The following is a 17,809-nucleotide window of genomic DNA, read 5'->3' as shown; positions in this document are numbered from 1 at the left end:
CGCATCACCCTGGACCAGGACCTGATCCTGTACCTCTTCGGTACCCCCGGTCAGGACCGCTTCTGGTTCATGTGGGACGACCTCGTCCGCGGCGCCATCGGCGCCGTGGTCCTCGTCGACACCCGCCGTCTGGCCGACTGCTTCCCGGCCGTCGACTACTTCGAGAACAGCGGCCTGCCCTTCGTCATCGCCCTCAACGGCTTCGACGGGCACCAGCCCTACACCCCGGAGGAAGTCCGCGAGGCCCTGCAGATCGGCCCGGACGCCCCCATCATCACCACCGACGCCCGCCACCGCGCGGACGCCAAGAGCGCGCTCATCACCCTGGTCGAGCACGCCCTCATGGCCCGCCTGCGGTAGCCGCCCCCGGCCTTCGCGCCGGGTCGCACCCGCGTACGCGAAAGCCCCCGCACTCCGAGGAGTGCGGGGGCCTTTCGCGTGGTGCCCGCGGGGCTTCGCGTACTAGCCCTGCCAGCTGCGCGGGCCGCGGAAGCCGGGGGTGCGCTCCAGGCGGCGCCAGCCGGCCTGGGAACGGGCGGTGGCGGCCGAGGGCTCCTCGGGGGCGGCGGCGGCGCGGGCGAGCAGGATCGCGGTGATCGCGGCCAGCTCCTCGGGCTCGGCGTTGCCCTTCTCTACCTTCAGCAGGGTGCCGGTGGCATTGCTCATCGGTGGCAGTTCTCCTTCGACGTCTACTGGGGCGGGTTGCCGTGCTTGCGGGACGGCAGGTCGGCGTGCTTGTTGCGGAGCATGGCGAGGGCGGCGACGAGGACCTCGCGGGTTTCGGCGGGGTCGATGACGTCGTCGACGAGGCCGCGCTCGGCCGCGTAGTACGGGTGCATCAGCTCGGCCTTGTACTCCTTGACCATGCGGGCGCGCATCGCCTCGGGGTCCTCGGCGTCGGCGATCTGCCGGCGGAAGATGACGTTGGCGGCGCCCTCGGCGCCCATCACCGCGATCTCGTTGGTGGGCCAGGCGTAGGTCAGGTCGGCGCCGATGGACTGGGAGTCCATGACGATGTACGCGCCGCCGTAGGCCTTGCGCAGGATCAGCGAGATCCGCGGCACCGTCGCGTTGCAGTACGCGTACAGCAGCTTGGCTCCGTGCCGGATGATGCCGCCGTGCTCCTGGTCGACGCCCGGCAGGAACCCGGGCACGTCCAGGAGGGTGATGATCGGGATGTTGAAGGCGTCGCACATCTGGACGAAGCGCGCGGCCTTCTCCGAGGCCTCGATGTCCAGGACGCCGGCGAGGTGGCCGGGCTGGTTGGCGACGATGCCGACGACCTGGCCGTCCAGCCGCGCGAGGGCGCAGATGATATTGCGGGCCCAGCGCTCGTGGATCTCCAGGACGTCGCCTTCGTCGACGAGTTCCTCGATGACCTTGAGCATGTCGTAGGGGCGGTTGCCGTCGGCGGGCACGAGGTCGAGCAGGACGTCGGAGCGGCGGTCGGCCGGGTCGCTGGTCTCGTGGACCGGGGGGTTCTCGCGGTTGTTGGAGGGCAGCATCGTGATGAGGTAGCGGACCTCGGAGATGCAGGTCTCCTCGTCGTCGTACGCGAAGTGCGCGACGCCGGAGGTCTCGGCGTGCACGTCCGCGCCGCCGAGCCCGTTCTGGGTGATCTCCTCGCCGGTCACCGCGCGGACCACGTCCGGGCCGGTGATGAACATCTGCGAGGTCTCCCGGACCATGAACACGAAGTCCGTCAGCGCCGGGGAGTAGGCCGCGCCGCCGGCGCAGGGGCCCAGCATCACCGAGATCTGCGGGATCACGCCCGAGGCCCTGGTGTTGCGCTGGAAGATGCCGCCGTAGCCGGCGAGCGCGGAGACGCCCTCCTGGATACGGGCACCCGCGCCGTCGTTCAGGGAGACCAGCGGGGCACCGGCCGAGATGGCCATGTCCATGATCTTGTGGATCTTCTGGGCGTGGGCCTCGCCCAGCGCACCGCCGAAGATCCGGAAGTCGTGCGCGTAGACGAAGACCGTCCGGCCCTCGACCGTGCCCCACCCGGTGATGACACCGTCGGTGTACGGCTTCTTGGCCTCCAGGCCGAACCCCGTCGCCCGGTGGCGGCGCAGCTGCTCGACCTCCTTGAAGGAACCCTCGTCGAGCAGCAACGCGATCCGCTCACGGGCGGTGAGCTTGCCCTTGGCATGCTGCGCTTCGGTCGCCCGGTCACTCGGGCCACGCCGCGCCTGCTCACGCAGGTCGTGCAGCTCGGCCACGCGCCCGCGGGCGTCCGTCGGCTCGCTCGGAATCTGGTCCACAACGGTCATGTAATGACCTTACGAAGCCGGACCGGAAAAACCCTCCGTCGAATCCACACAGTGTCGGGTGTCTTCCGCTGTCCGTCCCGGACAGAACCACCGGGGGTACAGCGGTCCTCACCAGGCAGGACGCGGGTCCTTTGTTGGTTTCCCACAAAATTCCCGCCAAGCCGCCACCAAGGCACGTCCAAGCCACGCGCAAGAAATCGAGAGGTTGAAATTTGAACGGAATGGGTCTAGCGTCATTGTTGTTGAAAGTTCAACGAGTGCCGACATCGAGCGGCACCCCCACCAAGGAGCAGTCATGGGTCTCTTCACCCGCCGCACGCAGGACGCCGTCACCACCACGACCGGCGTCGCCACCCTCGACGTGGACCCGGCCCTCGCCGCACTCACCGGCGACTACGTCATCGACCCCTCCCACAGCAGCATCGGCTTCACCGTCCGCCACGCGATGGTCACCAACGTGCGCGGCTCCTTCGCCGACCACGAGGGCTCCCTGCACCTGGACGGCGCCGACCCGTCCCGCTCCACCGCCTCCATCGACGTGAAGATCGCCTCCATCGACACCGGCATCGGCGACCGCGACGGCCACCTGCGCTCCGGGGACTTCTTCGACGCCGAGACCTTCCCGCTGATGACCTTCCGATCCACCGGGGCTCAGCAGCTCGGCGGGGACACGTACCGCATCACCGGCGAGCTGACCATCAAGGACGTCACCCGCCCGCTCTCCATCGACCTGGAGTTCGGCGGCGCGGCCACCGACGTCTACGGCAACGAGCGCGTCGGGTTCGAGGGCTCGGCCGAGATCCTGCGCTCCGACTGGGGCCTGACCTGGAACGCGGCCCTGGAGACCGGCGGCGTGATGGTCAGCGACAAGGTGAAGCTGACCTTCGACATCTCGGCGATCAAGCAGGCGTGACCCCGGGCGGGGCCGGGGCGGCTAGAAGTCGCCCCCGCCGAACCCGCCGCCGTCGAAGCCGCCTCCGCCACCGAAGTCCCCGCCGCCGAAGTCGGACGGGTTGAAGTCGGCTCCGGAGACGTCGCCGCCGTCGAAGCCGTTGCCGTCGAAGCCGTTGCCGCCGCCGAAGTCGGAGGCGTAGGCCGGACTGGACATCATCGAACCGAGCATCGTGCCCATGAGCAGGCCGGGCAGGATGCCGCCGCCGAAGTAGCCGCCGGCCCAGGGACCGTACGCCGGGCCGGCGTCGTAGTAGGGGCGCGGACCGTGCTCGGTGTCGACGGTGCGGACCGCCGGGTCCTGGCCGTCGCGCAGCCGGACGGCGTCCGCCGTGCAGACCGGGACCGTACGGGCGGCACCGCCCGCCGGGGCCCACGTGGCGTCCTCGGTGCTCGGCCCGTGGCGCGGGTCGAAGAAGCAGGGTGCGCGGCGCTCGGGCAGCGGCCGGCCCTGCCGGCGCGCGTCGAGGCGGGCCAGGGCGTACCGGCCGTCCTCGAGCGCCTGGGTGACCCCCTTGACCTCCTCCGGATGCTGCACGGAGGCCATGATCTGCTTGGCCTTCTCGTACGAGTCGAGGCCCTGCTCGTAGTCCGCGCGCATGGCGTCGTCGGCACCGGGCTCACCGGGGTGGAAGTCGAGGCGCTCCAGCTCCTCACCGAAGGCCGTGATGTCCTCGTCGACGACCACGCTCAGCCGGGCGATGGATTCGCGCCGGAGCTCTTCCTTCTTCTTGCGGTTGCGCTTGACCAGCGCGTACGCCCCGCCTCCGCCGACCGCGGCCACCACGCCGAGCCCGATCAGGGCGCCCACCGGGGCCCCGCTGTCGGTGCTCGCGGTGCCCCAGGAGGCCGGGGCCTTGCCCTTGGCCTGGGCAAGGGCCTGGTCCACGAAGGTGTTGAGCTCGGTGCTCGCGGTCGCGTCGGCGGATCCGCCCGCCTTGACGGCGTCGACCAGGTTGCGGACCGCGTTGCCCGGCATGACGGCCCTGTCGGCGCCGGCGTTGAAGCCGTCCCCGAGCCGGATCGCGTAGAGCCCGGTGATGCCGGTCTCGGTACGGACCGTCTTGAGCACGCTGGCGGCGGGGAACTCGGCGCTGGCCGGCAGCACGGCCACGAACACCGGCTTCCCGGCATCCTTGATCTTCTCCGCGAGCGCCTGCGCCTGCGCGGGCGGCAGCTGCGCCTCGGCGCGGGGGTCCACGTAGACCGGGCCCTTCTTGAGGGCCTCCGCCACGGTGGTGGTCCCGTCGGCCGCCGAGGCCTGCGGGGCGACCAGCAGCGCGGTCGCGGACAGCGCCAGCAGCAGAGCGGCCAGCAGCGATCCAAAAGGTACGGATATAAGCCTGGTCCTCATATCCATGACGCTACCCGAACGGGTGCAATTCTGTGTGAGTTGGACATAAGGGCCCACCAGCCCGCCGTCTCACCCCGCCGGAGCACGGCGAGACGGCGTCGGCCGATGGTTGCGCGACTGCCGCGCCGACTACTCCGCCGGCTCCACACCCGCGTGGAGGAGGCCGTAGGTGAAGGCGTCCTCCAGGGCCTGCCAGGAGGCGGCGATGACGTTCGGCGCGACGCCGACCGTGTTCCATTCGCGGGCGCCGTCCGTCGTGGTGACCAGGACCCGGGTCGTGGACGACGTGCCGTGTGCGCCCTCCAGGATGCGGACCTTGTAGTCGATCAGCTCGAACTTCGCGAGCTGGGGGTAGAAGCGTTCCAGGGCGACGCGCAGCGCGCGGTCCAGCGCGTTGACCGGGCCGTTGCCCTCCGCGGTGGCGACGATCCGCTCGCCCTTGGCCCACAGCTTCACCGTGGCCTCGTTGGCGTGCGTGCCGTCGGGGCGGTCCTCGACGATGGCCCGCCAGGACTCGATGCGGAAGTACTTGCGCGCCCGGCCCTCGGCCTCGGCGCGCAGCAGCAGCTCGAAGGAGGCATCGGCGGCCTCGTACGTGTAGCCCTGGAGCTCCCGCTCCTTGACCCGCTCCACCACGCGGGAGACCAGCGCGCGGTCCCCGCCGAGGTCGACGCCGAGCTCCTTGCCCTTGAGCTCGATGGAGGCCCGGCCGGCCATGTCGGAGACGAGCATCCGCATGGTGTTGCCGACCCGCGCCGGGTCGATGTGCTGGTAGAGGTCCGGGTCGACCTTGATGGCCGAGGCGTGCAGGCCCGCCTTGTGCGCGAAGGCGGAGACGCCGACGTAGGGCTGGTGCGTGGAGGGGGTGAGGTTGACGACCTCGGCGATGGCGTGCGAGATCCGGGTCATCTCGGCCAGGGCACCGGCCGGGAGGACCGTACGGCCGTACTTGATCTCCAGGGCGGCGACGACCGGGAAGAGGTTGGCGTTGCCGACCCGCTCGCCGTAGCCGTTCGCGGTGCACTGCACGTGCGTGGCGCCGGCGTCCACGGCGGCCAGCGTGTTGGCGACGGCGCAGCCGGTGTCGTCCTGGGCGTGGATGCCCAGGCGGGCGCCGGTGTCGGCCAGTACGGTCGCCACGGTCGCGGCGATCTGCGCGGGCAGCATGCCGCCGTTGGTGTCGCAGAGGACCACGACGTCGGCGCCGGCCTCGTGGGCGGCGCGTACGACGGACTTCGCGTACTCGGCGTTGGCCCGGTAGCCGTCGAAGAAGTGCTCGCAGTCGACGAAGACCCGGCGGCCCTGGGAGACGAGGTGGGCGACGGTGTCGCGGACCATCTCCAGGTTCTCGTCGAGGGTGGTGCGCAGGGCCAGCTCGACGTGCCGGTCGTGGGACTTGGCGACCAGGGTGATCACCGGGGCGCCGGATTCCAGCAGGGCGCGGACCTGCGGGTCGGTGGCGGCCGAGCCGCCCGCCCGGCGGGTCGCGCCGAAGGCGACGAGCTGGGCGTGCTTGAAGTCGATCTCCGCGCGGGCCCGGGAGAAGAATTCCGTGTCGCGGGGGTTGGCGCCGGGCCAGCCGCCCTCGATGAACCCCACCCCGAAGTCGTCCAGGTGCCGGGCGATCGTCAGCTTGTCCGCGACCGTGAGGTTGATGCCCTCACGCTGGGCACCGTCGCGCAGGGTCGTGTCGAAGACGTGGAACCCGTCATCGGGGCCGGGGCCCGAAGCCGGCGCAGTCGGCTCGGTCGCCTCTGTCGTCGTCATGCTGATCTGACTCCTGTCGGATGGGTGGTTCCGGATGCCCGCCCTCGGGCAGGCCGACGCCACTGCCCCCATCATCGCGCGCCGCCCGTTCCCGGCATGTTCGGGCCGGAAAACGAAAAAACCTCTCGCGGGTGCGAGAGGTCTGCGCGCGGGTCTGGGGCACGGTGGCCGCCTCCGCGAAGTTCTTCCGCGGCTCAGCGGCCACTGGGGACCGGCGCGCTGCTGTCCATAATCATGAGCTGAGCAGGCACGTCGGCAGTCTGCCATACCGCATGCCGCGCATGGACGGGGATCTCAGCATGCGGGCAGGCCGGTCCGCGGGCCGGGCGGGGCCGCCCGTGCGGGAGGCCCGACCCGGGGGCGGCGCCCCCGGGATCAGCGCTCCGGGGTCAGGCCCCCGGAGTCAGCGCCTCGCTGAGGAACTCCCCGACGTGCTCCAGGATGTCCCCCCGCCCTATCCCGGGCAGGCCCACGGCGACCTGGATGCTGAACCCGTCGAGCAGGGCCCGCAGCCGGGCCGCGAAACGGTCCGGGTCCACGGGGCGGAACTCTCCGCGCGAGATGCCTTCGGCGAGCAGGGCCACCAGGTCGCGGTGCCAGGCGCCCTCGATGGCCCCCTGGCGGTCCCGCTCCCCCGGTCCCGCGTTCTGCGAGCGGTTCCAGACCTCCAGCCACAGGGTCCAGTGCGGATCGCGTGCACCCTCGGGCACGTACAGGTCCACGTAGGCCTGCAGGCGCTCGCGCGCCGGGCCGCGCCGGGACAGCAGGGCGCGGCGCCGGGTGCCGAGCGCCGCCTCGCTCCACTCCAGGGTCTGCAGCAGGAGCTCGTCCTTGGTGCGGAAGTAGTAGAGGAGGTGGCCACTGCTCATGCCGACCTGGCGGCCCAGGCCGGCCATGGTCAGGCCGTCCAGGCCGCGTTCGGCGATGGTGGCCATCGCGGCGACCAGTACGTCCTCGCGCGGCGGCGCGTTCTTGCGCGCGGCACGTACCTCACCCGCCACCATGGCCCACTCCTCGTCCCGGCCGCCCTCTCGGGTCAGACCTTCGGCTGCTGCTGGGTGATGCAGTGGATACCGCCACCCCCGGCGAAAATCGTACGTGCGTCGACGAGCGTCACGGTCCGCTCGGGGAACAGGCCGCGGAAGATCTCCGCGGCCTCCTCGTCGCGCGGGTCGTCGAAGGCGCACAGGACCACGCCGCCGTTGCACAGGTAGTGGTTGATGTAGGAGTAGTCGACCCACTCCCCGTCCTCTTCCAGCACGGTCGGCGCCGGGATCTCCACGACCTGGAGCTGCCGGCCCCGGGCGTCGGTGGACGCGCGCAGGAGGGCGGCGATGGTCTTGCCGCGCTCGTGGTCCGGGTGGGCCGGGTCGGGCTGGCTGTGGACCATGACCACGCCGGGGCGGGCGAAGGCGGCGACGATGTCCACGTGGCCCTGGGTGCCGTAGGTGCCGTAGTCGCCGGCCAGTCCGTACGGGAGCCAGATCGCCTTGGTGGTGCCCAGGTGGGCGTGGATCTCGGCCTCGACCTGCTCGCGGGTCCAGTCGGGGTTGCGGCCCTTGCCGAGCTGCACGGTGTCGGTGAGGAGCACGGTGCCCTCGCCGTCCACGTGGATGGCGCCGCCCTCGTTGACCAGCGCGGTGCTGTAGGTGCGGGTCCCGACGATGTCGGAGATCTCCCGGGCCACCTTCGAGTCGTGGTCCCAGCGGGCCCAGTCCTGGGCGCCCCAGCCGTTGAAGGTCCAGTCGACGGCCGCCAGCTCGCCGGCCTCGTTGGTGACGAAGGTCGGGCCGATGTCGCGCATCCAGGCGTCGTCGAGCTCGCGCTCGACCAGCTCGATGTCGTCGCCGACGACGGCGCGGGCGCTCTCGGCGTCACCCGGCGAGACCACCAGGGTCACCGGCTCGTACGTGCGCACCGCGCGGGCGACGGCGCCCCAGGCCTCGCGGGCTTCGGCGAGCTCCTGCTCGGTGGTGAAGGTGGGGTTGGGGCTGGGCCAGGCCATCCAGGTGCGCTCGTGGGGCGTCCACTCGGCGGGCATCCGGAATCCGGCGTTCACGGGCGTGGTGTCGGTCATGGCAGGAGGGTCCTTAGAGGCTGTGCTGACTTACAGACTGTGCTGGTTCACAAGAAGTACAGGCGGTTGAGGGAGACCGATTCGGCGGCTTCGGAGCGCAGCGGTTCCCCGTCGAGGGAGACGAGTCCGCTGCGCGCGTCCACATCGACCGCGCCCACCCGGGAGTTGAGGAGCAGGTTCCCGGGGCCGATGCCCCGGGTGCCGCGGACGGCGACCCGGCGCCTGCGGGTCGGCATCTCGTCGCTGCCGAGGGCCGCCGCGGCGGCCGAGACGAAGGCGACGGAGATGTCGGCCGCGGTGGCCCCGTACGAGCCGAACTGCGGGCCGAGGACCAGCGGTTCGCAGGTGTCGGTGGCGGCGTTGGGGTCGCCGGTGACTCCGTAGGCCGGGAAGCCGGACTTGAGGACCAGCTGCGGCTTGGCGCCGAAGAACTGGGGGCGCCACAGCACGATGTCGGCGAGCTTGCCGACCTCGATGGAGCCGATCTCGTGGGCCAGGCCGTGGGCGATGGCCGGGTTGATGGTCAGCTTGGCCATGTAGCGCAGCACGCGGGCGTTGTCGTCGCCCTCGCCGTCGCCGGCCAGCGGTCCCAGCTCGCCCTTCATCTTGGCGGCCATGGCGAAGGTGCGCCGGATGGTCTCGCCCGCGCGGCCCATGCCCTGGGCGTCGGAGGAGGTGATGCCGATCGCGCCGAGGTCGTGCAGGACGTCCTCGGCCCCCATCGTGCCCGCGCGGATCCGGTCGCGGGCCATGGCGGCGTCGCCGGGGAGGTCCGGCTTGAGGTCGTGGACGGAGACGATCATCCCGTAGTGCTCGGCGACCGCGTCCCGGCCGAAGGGCAGGGTCGGGTTGGTGGAGGAGCCGATGACGTTCGGTACGCCCGCCATCTTCAGGACGTTGGGGACGTGGCCGCCGCCGCAGCCCTCGATGTGGAAGGCGTGGATGGTCCGGCCGTCCAGCACCCGCAGGGTGTCCTCCACGGAGAGGCACTCGTTGAGGCCGTCGCTGTGCAGGGCGACCTGGACGTCGTGCTCCTCGGCCACGCGCAGGGCGGTGTCCAGGGCGCGGGTGTGCGCGCCCATGTCCTCGTGGACCTTGAAGCCGCAGGCCCCTCCTTCGGCGAGGGCCTCGACCAGCGGGGCCGGGTCCGAGGAGGAACCGCGGGCCAGGAAGCCGATGTTGACGGGCCAGGCGTCGAAGGCGTTGAAGGCGTGCTTCAGCGCCCACGGGGAGTTGACCCCGACGCCCCAGACCGGGCCGAACTCCTGCCCGATGATCGTGGTGACGCCCGCGGCGAGCGAGGCCTCCATGATGCGCGGGGAGAGCAGGTGCACGTGGGTGTCGACGGCGCCCGCGGTGGCGATCATGCCTTCGCCGGAGACGATGCTCGTCCCCGTGCCGACCACCACGTCCACCCCGTCGAGGGTGTCGGGGTTGCCGGCTCGGCCGATCGCGTGGATGCGGCCCTCGCGGATGCCGATGGAGACCTTGCGGATACCGAGGACGGCGTCGATGACCAGCACGTTGCTGATCACCACGTCGCAGGTGTCGCGGACGGCGGCGGCCTTCAGGTGCAGGCCGTCGCGGGCCGTCTTGCCGAAGCCGGCCAGGAACTCGTCCCCGGGCTTCTGCGCGTCCGACTCCACCCGGACGGTCAGACCGGAGTCGCCGAGCCGCACCCGGTCCCCGGCCCGGGGGCCGAAGACGGAGGCGTACTCGTGCGGGTCGATGTGGCGGCTGCCGGGTGCGCAGTGGTCGCTGTGCCGGGTCTGCTTGCTCACGCCTGGTCTCCGTCCGTGCCGTCGGTGGTCTCGGTGCCGAGGTAGCCGCAGGCGGCCGCGCGGCGCAGGGCTTCGGCCTTGGCGCCCGGGGCGTCCAGCGGTCCGTCGACCAGTCCCGCGAAGCCGATCGCGACGCGGTCCCCGCCGATGGGGACGAGGCCGACCTCGCCCTCGCCGTGCGGGTCGAACCGTACGGACGAGCCCGCCGGTACGCACAGGCGCATGCCGTACGCCGCCGCACGGTCGAAGTCGAGGCGCGGGTTGGCCTCGAAGAAGTGGAAGTGGGAGGTGACGCTCACCGGCACCGGGGCCGTGTTGCGCACGCGCAGGTGGACCGTGGGCTCGGGCTGCGGGGCTCCGGGACCGGGCACGACCGCGCCCGGGGCGTCCTCGCCCAGGCCGACGGCGCCCCGGATCGGGGACGAGACCACCGCGAGGCGGGATCCGTCGTCGAAGACGGCCTCCACGTGCACCTCGGTGACCACGTCGCTGACGCCGGGCAGCACGTCGGCGGGGCCCAGCACGGAGCGGGCCTCCTCGATGGCCTCGGCCAGCCGTTTGCCGTCGCGCGCGGCCTCGCAGACCGTGTCCGCGATGAGCGCGGTGGCCTCCGGGACGTTGAGTTTGAGTCCGCGGGCCCGTCGGGCCCTGGCCAGTTCCGCAGCGCTGCGGAGAAGCAGCCGGTCGCGCTCCGTAGGGGTCAGCCGCACGCCGATCCACCACCCTTTGAGTCGATGGGTTAGAGCATCACTCTAACTCTTCATTTCTCTTCAATGAAGCATTGACCTGAGACCAGGGCTTAGGTCACATTGAGTGTCGCTCAAACAGTGCATTGCCACCCCCCGCCCTGCCAAGGGAGTCCCCCCATGCCCATCGAACAGCGCGGAGTCGACACCATCCCGGAGGAGGAACGGACGAGCGGTCCCCGTGACCTGATCTCGATCCTCCTCGGCTCCAATCTCTGCCTCGGTGTGATCGTCTTCGGCTGGCTGCCCCCGTCCTTCGGACTGGGTCTGTGGCCGTCGGTCACCGCCATCGTGACCGGCACCCTCGTCGGCATCGCCTTCACCGCGCCGCTGGCGCTCGTCTCCCTGCGCACGGGGACCAACCTCTCCACCTCCAGCGGCGCCCAGTTCGGCGTCCGCGGCCGCCTCGTCGGCTCGGTGGTCGGCCTGCTCCTCTCGCTCGGCTACACCGCGCTGACCCTGTGGATAGGCGGCGACGTGATGGTCGGCTCCCTGTCCCGGCTCACCGGACTGCCGGACACCGGCGTCTCCCGGGCCGTCATGTACGGCGTGCTCGCCGCGTGTACCGTCGTCGCGGCCGTCTTCGGCTACCGGCTGCTGCTGCGCATGAGCAAGGTGCTCTCCATCGGCATGGTGCTGCTGCTGGCCGTCGGCGTGTTCGCCTACGCCCCCGACTTCACCGCGGCCGCCCCGCCCGACACCGCGTACCTGCTCGGCTCCTTCTGGCCGACCTGGCTGCTCGCCGCCGTGGCGGCCGGGCTCAGCGGGCCCGTCGCCTTCATCACCCTGCTCGGCGACTACACCCGCTACATCTCCCCGCGCCGGCACAGCTCCCGCAAGGTGCTCTGGGCCACCGGGCTCGGCCTGCTCGTCGGGCTGCTGATCCCGCAGCTCTTCGGCACCTACACCGCGCTCGCCGCCCGGGCGGGCGCCGAGTACGCCGGTCCGCTGGTGGACGCCGCGCCGTTCTGGTACCTGGTTCCGCTGCTGGTCGCCGCGGCGGCCGGATCCGTCGGCAACGCCGGGCTGATGCTCTACTCCATGGGCCTCGACCTGGACGCCATCGTCCCCAAGGCCACCCGCACCACGTCCACCGTGATCGCCGCGGCCGTGGCCACCGCGTTCGTGTTCGTCGGCTCCTTCGAGTGGGACGTACAGGCCGCGATGACCTCGTTCGTGCTGCTGCTGACCGCGATCGGCACGCCGTGGGCCGTGATCACCCTCATCGGCTACGTCCGCTGCCGCGGCCGCTACGACGCCGAGGCCCTGCAGGTCTTCAACCGCCGCGCCAAGGGCGGGGTCTACTGGTTCCGCGGCGGCTGGAACGTCCCGGCCACCCTCTCCTGGGCCGTCGGCGCGGGCGTCGGCCTGCTCGCCGTGACCACCCCGTTCTACGAGGGGCCGCTGCTGGCCCTGACCGGCGGCGTGGACTGCTCCTTCGTCCTCTCCGGCCTGACCGGCGGCCTGGTCTACGCGGCCCTGACCGCCCGCACGGCCCCCGCCCCGGCCCCGGCCGAAGCGGCCGAGGAGCCGGTCGCCGCCTGAGCCACCCCGTACGCGGGTTCCCCGGTTCGGCCTCGCGGTCAACCCTCGGGCCTGCATCGGCGTCTACCAGTACAGCGGTGGCCGAACACGAGAGGGCCGCCACGAACGACACGGAGAGGCGTCGTGGAAGAACTCGCATACGTGGCGGGCAGGATCGTCAAGGGAGTCGCGGGCCTGGCCTACGTCTTCGGTGAGGCCCTGGTGGGCCTCGGCCCGGACGGGAAGCGCGAAGACGAGAAGAAGCACGAAGGCGAGGCGGAGGAGGGGCGCTGACCACGCCCCCCTGCCCCTCACACCCGAAGGCCCCCCGCACGATGCGCGGGGGGCCTTCGGGTGCTTCGGGACGGGACGGACTAGCCCAGCTGGTGCATCCAGCCGTGGGTGTCGGCCGTGTGGCCCGTCTGGAGGTCCAGGAGGGCCTTGCGGAGCTTCATGGTGACCTCGCCGGGCTCGCCGTCGCCCTGGGTCCAGTTGGCGCGCTCCGACTTGACGGAGCCGACCGGGGTGATCACGGCGGCGGTGCCGCAGGCGAAGACCTCGGTCAGGGTGCCGTTCGCGTTGTCACGCTCCCAGTCCTCGGTGGTGAGGCGGCCCTCCTCGGCGGTGTAGCCGAGGTCGCGGGCGATGGTGAGGAGGGAGTCGCGGGTGATGCCGGGAAGGAGCGAGCCGGTGAGCTCGGGGGTGACGATGCGGTCGCCGTACACGAAGTACAGGTTCATCCCGCCCATCTCCTCGATCCAGCGGTGCTCGACGGCGTCGAGCCAGACCACCTGGTCGCAGCCGTGCTCGGCGGCCTGGGCCTGCGCGACGAGGGAGGCGGCGTAGTTGCCACCGGTCTTGGCGGCGCCGGTGCCGCCCTTGACGGCGCGGACGTACTCCTCGGAGAGCCAGACGGAGACGGGCTTGACGCCCCCGGGGAAGTACGCGCCGGCCGGGGAGGCGATGACGATGAAGAGGAACTCGTTGGCCGGGCGGACGCCGAGGCCGACCTCACTGGCGAACATGAACGGGCGCAGGTACAGCGAGGCCTCGCCGGAGTCCGGCACCCAGGCGCGGTCCTGCTTGATCAGCGCGTCGCAGGCGGCGATGAACAGCTCGGTCGGCAGCTCCGGCATCGCCATCCGGCGGGCGGAGGACTGGAAGCGCTCGGCGTTGGCCTGCGGGCGGAAGGTGGCGACGGTCCCGTCGGGCTGCTTGTAGGCCTTGAGCCCCTCGAAGATCGTCTGCGCGTAGTGCAGGGTCATGTTCGCCGGGTCCATCGACAGCGGCGCGTACGGGACCAGCTCGGCGTCGTGCCAGCCGCGGCCCTCGGTCCACTTGACCGTCACCATGTGGTCGGTGAAGTGGCGGCCGAAGCCGGGGCTCGCCAGGATCGCGTCGCGCTCCGCGGCGGAGAGCGGGTTCGAGGAGGGCTTCAGCTCGATCGTGGGCGTCGTCATGAGTGCTTGTCCTTCACCGGTTGTGTGTGGCGGACCGCGCTCACGGCGTACTAGGACGTCCGAGCTTCCCCGTATTCCGCGGCCTCGCGTTCGATTATCGCGCGGGAGGAGGCTTCGGTGAAACGGGGGGAATGCGGCCCAGGGGAGATGGTGGCACCCGGGGCCGCACAGGAAAAGCCGCCGGGTGCGGTGGTCGCGACCCGGCGGCTTCCTGGAGGTGGGGCTACCGGGTCAGCCGGCTACTCGAGCGGCGAGGGCGTCGCCGATCGCGTCGGTGGACCGGAAGGTGCCGTCGCGCTCGGCCAGGTCGGCGGAGACCGCGTCCTCGATGCGGGCGGCCTGGGCCTCGTAGCCGAGGTGGCGCAGCAGCAGGGCGACCGAGAGGATCGTCGCGGTCGGGTCGGCCTTGCCGGTGCCGGCGATGTCCGGGGCGGAGCCGTGGACGGGCTCGAACATGGACGGGAAGGCGCCGGTCGGGTTGATGTTGCCCGAGGCGGCCAGGCCGATTCCGCCGGTCACGGCGGCCGCCAGGTCGGTGAGGATGTCACCGAAGAGGTTGTCCGTGACGATGACGTCGAAGCGCTCGGGCTGGGTGACGAAGAAGATCGTCGCGGCGTCGACGTGCAGGTAGTCGGTGGTGACCTCGGGGTACTCCTGGCCGACCTTGTCGAAGATGTTCTTCCACAGGTGACCGGCGTAGACGAGGACGTTGTTCTTGTGGACCAGCGTCAGCTTCTTGCGCGGGCGGCCGTTGGCACGCTCGTACGCGTCACGGACCACGCGCTCGACGCCGTAGGCCGTGTTGAGGCTGACCTCGGTGGCCACCTCGGCCGGGGTGCCGGTGCGCAGGCTGCCGCCGTTGCCGGTGTACGGGCCTTCGGTGCCCTCGCGGACCACGACGAAGTCGATCTCCGGGCGGCCGGCGAGCGGGGTGGCCGTGTTGGGGAAGAGCTTCGACGGGCGCAGGTTGATGAAGTGGTCGAAGGCGAAGCGGAGCTTCAGCAGCAGACCGCGTTCCAGGACGCCCGACGGGACCGAGGGGTCGCCGATGGCGCCCAGCAGGATCGCGTCGTGGTGCTTGAGGGCCTCGAGCTCCGCGTCCGGGAGGGTTTCACCGGTGCGGTGCCAGCGCTGGGCGCCGAGGTCGTATTCCTTGGTCTCCAGCTTCACATCCTGGGGCAGGACCGCGGTAAGGACCTTGAGTCCCTGAGCCACGACTTCCTGGCCGATGCCATCACCGGGGATCACTGCGAGATTGATGCTGGTCGACATGGTGGAACCGTACTCCTTGTCCCATCCCTCAGACACATTGCGTCCACCATGTGGACGCACCATGCACGGGCCGGGGAACCGCTCAGCGGCAGGTCAGGGCAGGGGGACAGGCGCGAGCAGGGGCCGGCCCGCGAGGGGCCGGTGACCCGGTCCGCAGCGGTCAGTGACCGGTCGACCCGCCGTTGTCGCGGCGGTCCAGCGCGCGCTGGAGGGCGGCGGCGGCGTTCCTGCGGTCCGCGTCGGCGGCGGCGGAGCGGCGGACGCGGCGGGCGGTGGTGGAGGGGGTGTGCGTCATGGTGATCGACTCCTTGAGATCACGGCGTGGCGGGGCCACGGATGAGGGGTTCCTTCAAGGCGCCGGAAGAGGCGGGGAGCGGTGCGCGGCAGGGGTTGCCTGCCATGGGGCGCGCGCTCTCGACCGCCATTCGCCTGATCGGCGAGACGTTCGGCTTCTACAACGTAGGCCAGCTCCCGCTGTATGTCTCGGCAATTACTCGGACTTCCTACTATCTGAGACGCGAAATCCCCGGGAAGGCCGCTCCGGGGGCTCCGTTTTCACCTGGCCACGGAGCGAAGTTCCCTGATCAGAGCCCTTACGGCGAGGGTGGCAGCTGATTCCGGTGTGGTGACGTAACCCACGTGCCTCACCGGCCCCTCCGGACCCAGACCGGTGATGTCGACGGCTTCGGTCGCCTCCCGGAGGGACAGCTCGGGCATGATCGCCATGCCGAGCCCGCGGCCGACCATGGTCAGCACCATCGCGTCGTCCTCCGCCTTGACGGTCGCCCGGGGGATCCAGTCCTGCGCCAGCCACCAGGCGCGCGTGTAGGAGCCGCAGTTCTCGTCCCAGTCCATCAGCGGCAGCGCCTTGGGGTCGGGATGCCCGGCCGGGTGCACCAGGGCGTACGCCTCCTCCACCAGCACCCCGGTCACGAGGCCGGGCGGTACGCCCTGCGGGACGCCCAGCGTGGCGATGCCGAGGTCGGCGCGTCCGGCGGCGACCTCCCCGGCCGTGCCGGCACCGATCTCCCGGACCACCCGGACCTCGGGGCGGATGCCGGGGTGCCGGGCGGCGAGCCGCTCCAGGGCGGGCGGCAGCAGGTGCAGGGCCGCGCTGCGGAACGCGGCGACGCGGAGCACGCCGTGCACCGACTCCGCCTGGCGGCCCGCGCCGCGCGCCTCGGCGCCCATCACCTCGTACAGCCGCAGGATCCGGCGGGCGTGGCCGACGGCCCGCTCCCCCGCCGGGGTGGGCGAGGCTCCACTGCGGCCGCGCTCGAACAGGACCGCGCCGAGCTTGGCCTCGCTGCCGCGCACCGAGTGCGACACGGCCGACTGGGTGAGGCCGAGCGCGCCGGCCGCGGCGGAGAAGCCGCCCGTCTCGGCGACGGCGACCAGGACCCGCAGTTCTTGCGGCAACAGCTCAGCCACCAGGGCTCCCACCTCGTTGTATGAGCGCCGTTCATGGAACGGCGGCTTCCATGAACGCAACCCCCTGCCCGGGCCCGCGATTCCCTCCTAGCGTCGGCGCCATGACCACGAACACCGCCTACGCCGTCCACCAGATCGCCCGCCCGGCCGGATTCCCCGCCGCCTGCGACTTCGCCCGCGTGCAGACTCCGCTTCCCGAGCCGGGGCCCGGCACCGCCCTCGTGGAGAACCTGCTGCTCTCCGTGGACCCGTACCACCGCGGGATGATGGACGGCGGCGAGGACGGCTTCGAGCTGAACACCCCGCTGGAGGGCCGCTCGGTGGGCCGGGTGATCGCCTCCCGCGATCCGGGGCTGCGCGAGGGCGACCTGGTCTTCCACCGCGAGGGCTGGCGTACGCACGCCCTCGTCACCCTCGGCGCGGACGGCACCCGCAAGCTGCGCGGCCACGCGGACGTCCCCCTGGAGGCGTACCTCTCCATCCTGGGCGGCACCGGCCTCACCGCGTACGCCGCCCTGACCCGGACGGCCGCGCTGCGCACGGGCGAGGACCTCTTCGTGTCCGCCGCGGCGGGCGGGGTCGGCACGGCGACCGGCCACATCGCCCGGCTGCTCGGCGCGCGCCGGATCGTCGGCAGCGCCGGCTCGGCGGCCAAGGTCCGCCACCTCACGGAGCGGCTCGGCTTCGACGCCGCCTTCGACTACCACGACGGGCCGGTCGGCGAGCAGCTCGCGAAGGCCGCCCCCGAAGGCATCGACGTGTACGTGGACAACGTGGGCGGGGACCACCTGGAGGGCGCGATCGGGAGTCTGCGCGAGTACGGACGGATCGCCTGGGTCGGCGCGATCTCGACGTACAACGGGGACCGCTCGCCGGCCGCACCCCGCAACCTCTTCGAGGTCGTACACAAGTCACTGCGCCTGGAAGGGGTATTGGTTCGCAATCACACCAATCTGCAGGAGGAGCTGGAGGACTTCCTGGTCCCGCATCTGCGCAGCGGCCGCGTGGGAACCGACACCACCGTTGTCCAGGGATTCGACCGCACCGTGGAGGCTTTCCTGGGCATGCTGCGGGGGGAGAACCTGGGCAAGATGCTCGTCCGCCTCGGGGATTGATTCCAGCCGACCGGATGTTCACCGAGTTCTTACCGCACGGATGTAGACCTTTGGCGCG

17 protein-coding genes are annotated in these 17,809 nt (G+C 71.5%); 5 read left to right on the top strand and 12 right to left on the bottom strand.

The window, feature by feature from the left end; genetic code table 11:
* Positions 1-360, top strand: a 360-nt coding sequence (locus ABZY57_RS09225; RefSeq protein WP_356509731.1) for an ATP/GTP-binding protein, incomplete at its 5' end; no start/stop codon positions are given.
* A 102-nt stretch (positions 361-462) separates the two neighbouring features.
* On the opposite strand, the gene ABZY57_RS09220 is transcribed toward ABZY57_RS09225, so the two are convergent.
* Positions 463-666 carry an acyl-CoA carboxylase subunit epsilon gene (locus tag ABZY57_RS09220; protein ID WP_356509729.1) on the bottom strand — a complete coding sequence of 68 codons (204 nt, stop codon included), beginning with the start codon at positions 664-666 and terminating at the stop codon, positions 463-465.
* A 23-nt stretch (positions 667-689) separates the two neighbouring features.
* Entirely contained in the window at positions 690-2,273 is a 1,584-nt protein-coding gene (locus ABZY57_RS09215; protein WP_356509727.1) for an acyl-CoA carboxylase subunit beta, read from the bottom strand.
* 295 nt (positions 2,274-2,568) lie between these two features.
* Here ABZY57_RS09215 and ABZY57_RS09210 point away from each other — a divergent pair, with 295 nt between their 5' ends.
* Entirely contained in the window at positions 2,569-3,186 is a 618-nt protein-coding gene (locus tag ABZY57_RS09210) for a YceI family protein (protein WP_356509725.1), read from the top strand.
* A 21-nt stretch (positions 3,187-3,207) separates the two neighbouring features.
* Here the strand turns inward: ABZY57_RS09210 and ABZY57_RS09205 are convergent, their stop codons facing one another.
* From ABZY57_RS09205 to ureA, 6 genes are all read right to left on the bottom strand, one after another.
* Positions 3,208-4,578 (bottom strand): hypothetical protein, encoded by a 1,371-nt coding sequence (locus ABZY57_RS09205; RefSeq protein ID WP_356509723.1) that lies wholly within the window; start codon positions 4,576-4,578, stop codon positions 3,208-3,210.
* A 129-nt stretch (positions 4,579-4,707) separates the two neighbouring features.
* Positions 4,708-6,345: a citramalate synthase gene (gene cimA / locus ABZY57_RS09200; RefSeq protein ID WP_356509721.1), complete on the bottom strand. Its 1,638-nt coding sequence runs from the start codon at positions 6,343-6,345 to the stop codon at positions 4,708-4,710.
* Positions 6,346-6,734: 389 nt separating this feature from the next.
* Positions 6,735-7,349: a TetR/AcrR family transcriptional regulator gene (locus ABZY57_RS09195; protein ID WP_356509719.1), complete on the bottom strand. Its 615-nt coding sequence runs from the start codon at positions 7,347-7,349 to the stop codon at positions 6,735-6,737.
* Positions 7,350-7,381: 32 nt separating this feature from the next.
* Entirely contained in the window at positions 7,382-8,422 is a 1,041-nt protein-coding gene (locus tag ABZY57_RS09190; protein ID WP_356509717.1) for an agmatine deiminase family protein, read from the bottom strand.
* Between the two features lie 47 nt (positions 8,423-8,469).
* Positions 8,470-10,203 (bottom strand): urease subunit alpha, encoded by a 1,734-nt coding sequence (locus ABZY57_RS09185; protein WP_356509715.1) that lies wholly within the window; start codon positions 10,201-10,203, stop codon positions 8,470-8,472.
* Positions 10,200-10,913: an urease subunit gamma gene (gene ureA / locus ABZY57_RS09180; RefSeq protein ID WP_356509713.1), complete on the bottom strand. Its 714-nt coding sequence runs from the start codon at positions 10,911-10,913 to the stop codon at positions 10,200-10,202. The genes ABZY57_RS09185 and ureA overlap by 4 nt, the downstream gene beginning before the upstream one ends.
* Before the next feature lie 156 nt (positions 10,914-11,069).
* Between ureA and ABZY57_RS09175 the strand changes: the two genes are divergently transcribed.
* Together ABZY57_RS09175 and ABZY57_RS09170 are read left to right on the top strand one after the other, a co-directional pair.
* Entirely contained in the window at positions 11,070-12,494 is a 1,425-nt protein-coding gene (locus ABZY57_RS09175; protein WP_356509711.1) for a cytosine permease, read from the top strand.
* A 123-nt stretch (positions 12,495-12,617) separates the two neighbouring features.
* On the top strand, positions 12,618-12,767 hold the full coding sequence (locus ABZY57_RS09170) for a hypothetical protein (protein ID WP_356509709.1): 150 nt from the start codon (positions 12,618-12,620) through the stop codon (positions 12,765-12,767).
* Positions 12,768-12,847: 80 nt separating this feature from the next.
* Here the strand turns inward: ABZY57_RS09170 and ABZY57_RS09165 are convergent, their stop codons facing one another.
* From ABZY57_RS09165 to ABZY57_RS09150, 4 genes are all read right to left on the bottom strand, one after another.
* Entirely contained in the window at positions 12,848-13,933 is a 1,086-nt protein-coding gene (locus tag ABZY57_RS09165) for a branched-chain amino acid aminotransferase (protein ID WP_356509707.1), read from the bottom strand.
* 231 nt (positions 13,934-14,164) lie between these two features.
* A complete protein-coding gene (locus ABZY57_RS09160; protein WP_250742445.1) occupies positions 14,165-15,205 on the bottom strand; it encodes a 3-isopropylmalate dehydrogenase in 1,041 nt (346 codons plus the stop codon).
* A gap of 160 nt (positions 15,206-15,365) precedes the next feature.
* On the bottom strand, positions 15,366-15,500 hold the full coding sequence (locus tag ABZY57_RS09155) for a hypothetical protein (protein ID WP_356509704.1): 135 nt from the start codon (positions 15,498-15,500) through the stop codon (positions 15,366-15,368).
* A 260-nt stretch (positions 15,501-15,760) separates the two neighbouring features.
* Entirely contained in the window at positions 15,761-16,636 is an 876-nt protein-coding gene (locus ABZY57_RS09150) for a LysR family transcriptional regulator (protein WP_356509702.1), read from the bottom strand.
* A gap of 101 nt (positions 16,637-16,737) precedes the next feature.
* Here ABZY57_RS09150 and ABZY57_RS09145 point away from each other — a divergent pair, with 101 nt between their 5' ends.
* Positions 16,738-17,751 (top strand): NADP-dependent oxidoreductase, encoded by a 1,014-nt coding sequence (locus ABZY57_RS09145; RefSeq protein WP_356509700.1) that lies wholly within the window; start codon positions 16,738-16,740, stop codon positions 17,749-17,751.
* Positions 17,752-17,809 lie beyond the last annotated feature (58 nt).

The sequence above is a fragment of the Streptomyces sp. NPDC006450 genome, assembly GCF_040612195.1.
Classification (GTDB): Bacteria; Actinomycetota; Actinomycetes; order Streptomycetales; family Streptomycetaceae; genus Streptomyces.
Note: the sequence above shows the minus strand (reverse complement) of the source record. Positions and strands in the feature narration are given on the sequence as shown.

Excerpts from the sequence above, each read along its gene's own strand:
- ABZY57_RS09175 (WP_356509711.1), top strand. The coding sequence starts at position 11,070 with ATGCCCATCGAACAGCGCGGAGTCGACACCATCCCGGAGGAGGAACGG.
- ABZY57_RS09215 (WP_356509727.1), bottom strand. The coding sequence starts at position 2,273 with ATGACCGTTGTGGACCAGATTCCGAGCGAGCCGACGGACGCCCGCGGG.
- ABZY57_RS09205 (WP_356509723.1), bottom strand. The coding sequence starts at position 4,578 with ATGAGGACCAGGCTTATATCCGTACCTTTTGGATCGCTGCTGGCCGCT.
- ABZY57_RS09145 (WP_356509700.1), top strand. The coding sequence starts at position 16,738 with ATGACCACGAACACCGCCTACGCCGTCCACCAGATCGCCCGCCCGGCC.
- ABZY57_RS09155 (WP_356509704.1), bottom strand. The coding sequence starts at position 15,500 with ATGACGCACACCCCCTCCACCACCGCCCGCCGCGTCCGCCGCTCCGCC.
- ABZY57_RS09160 (WP_250742445.1), bottom strand. The coding sequence starts at position 15,205 with ATGTCGACCAGCATCAATCTCGCAGTGATCCCCGGTGATGGCATCGGC.
- ABZY57_RS09165 (WP_356509707.1), bottom strand. The coding sequence starts at position 13,933 with ATGACGACGCCCACGATCGAGCTGAAGCCCTCCTCGAACCCGCTCTCC.
- ABZY57_RS09190 (WP_356509717.1), bottom strand. The coding sequence starts at position 8,422 with ATGACCGACACCACGCCCGTGAACGCCGGATTCCGGATGCCCGCCGAG.
- ABZY57_RS09195 (WP_356509719.1), bottom strand. The coding sequence starts at position 7,349 with ATGGTGGCGGGTGAGGTACGTGCCGCGCGCAAGAACGCGCCGCCGCGC.
- ABZY57_RS09220 (WP_356509729.1), bottom strand. The coding sequence starts at position 666 with ATGAGCAATGCCACCGGCACCCTGCTGAAGGTAGAGAAGGGCAACGCC.
- ABZY57_RS09210 (WP_356509725.1), top strand. The coding sequence starts at position 2,569 with ATGGGTCTCTTCACCCGCCGCACGCAGGACGCCGTCACCACCACGACC.
- cimA (WP_356509721.1), bottom strand. The coding sequence starts at position 6,345 with ATGACGACGACAGAGGCGACCGAGCCGACTGCGCCGGCTTCGGGCCCC.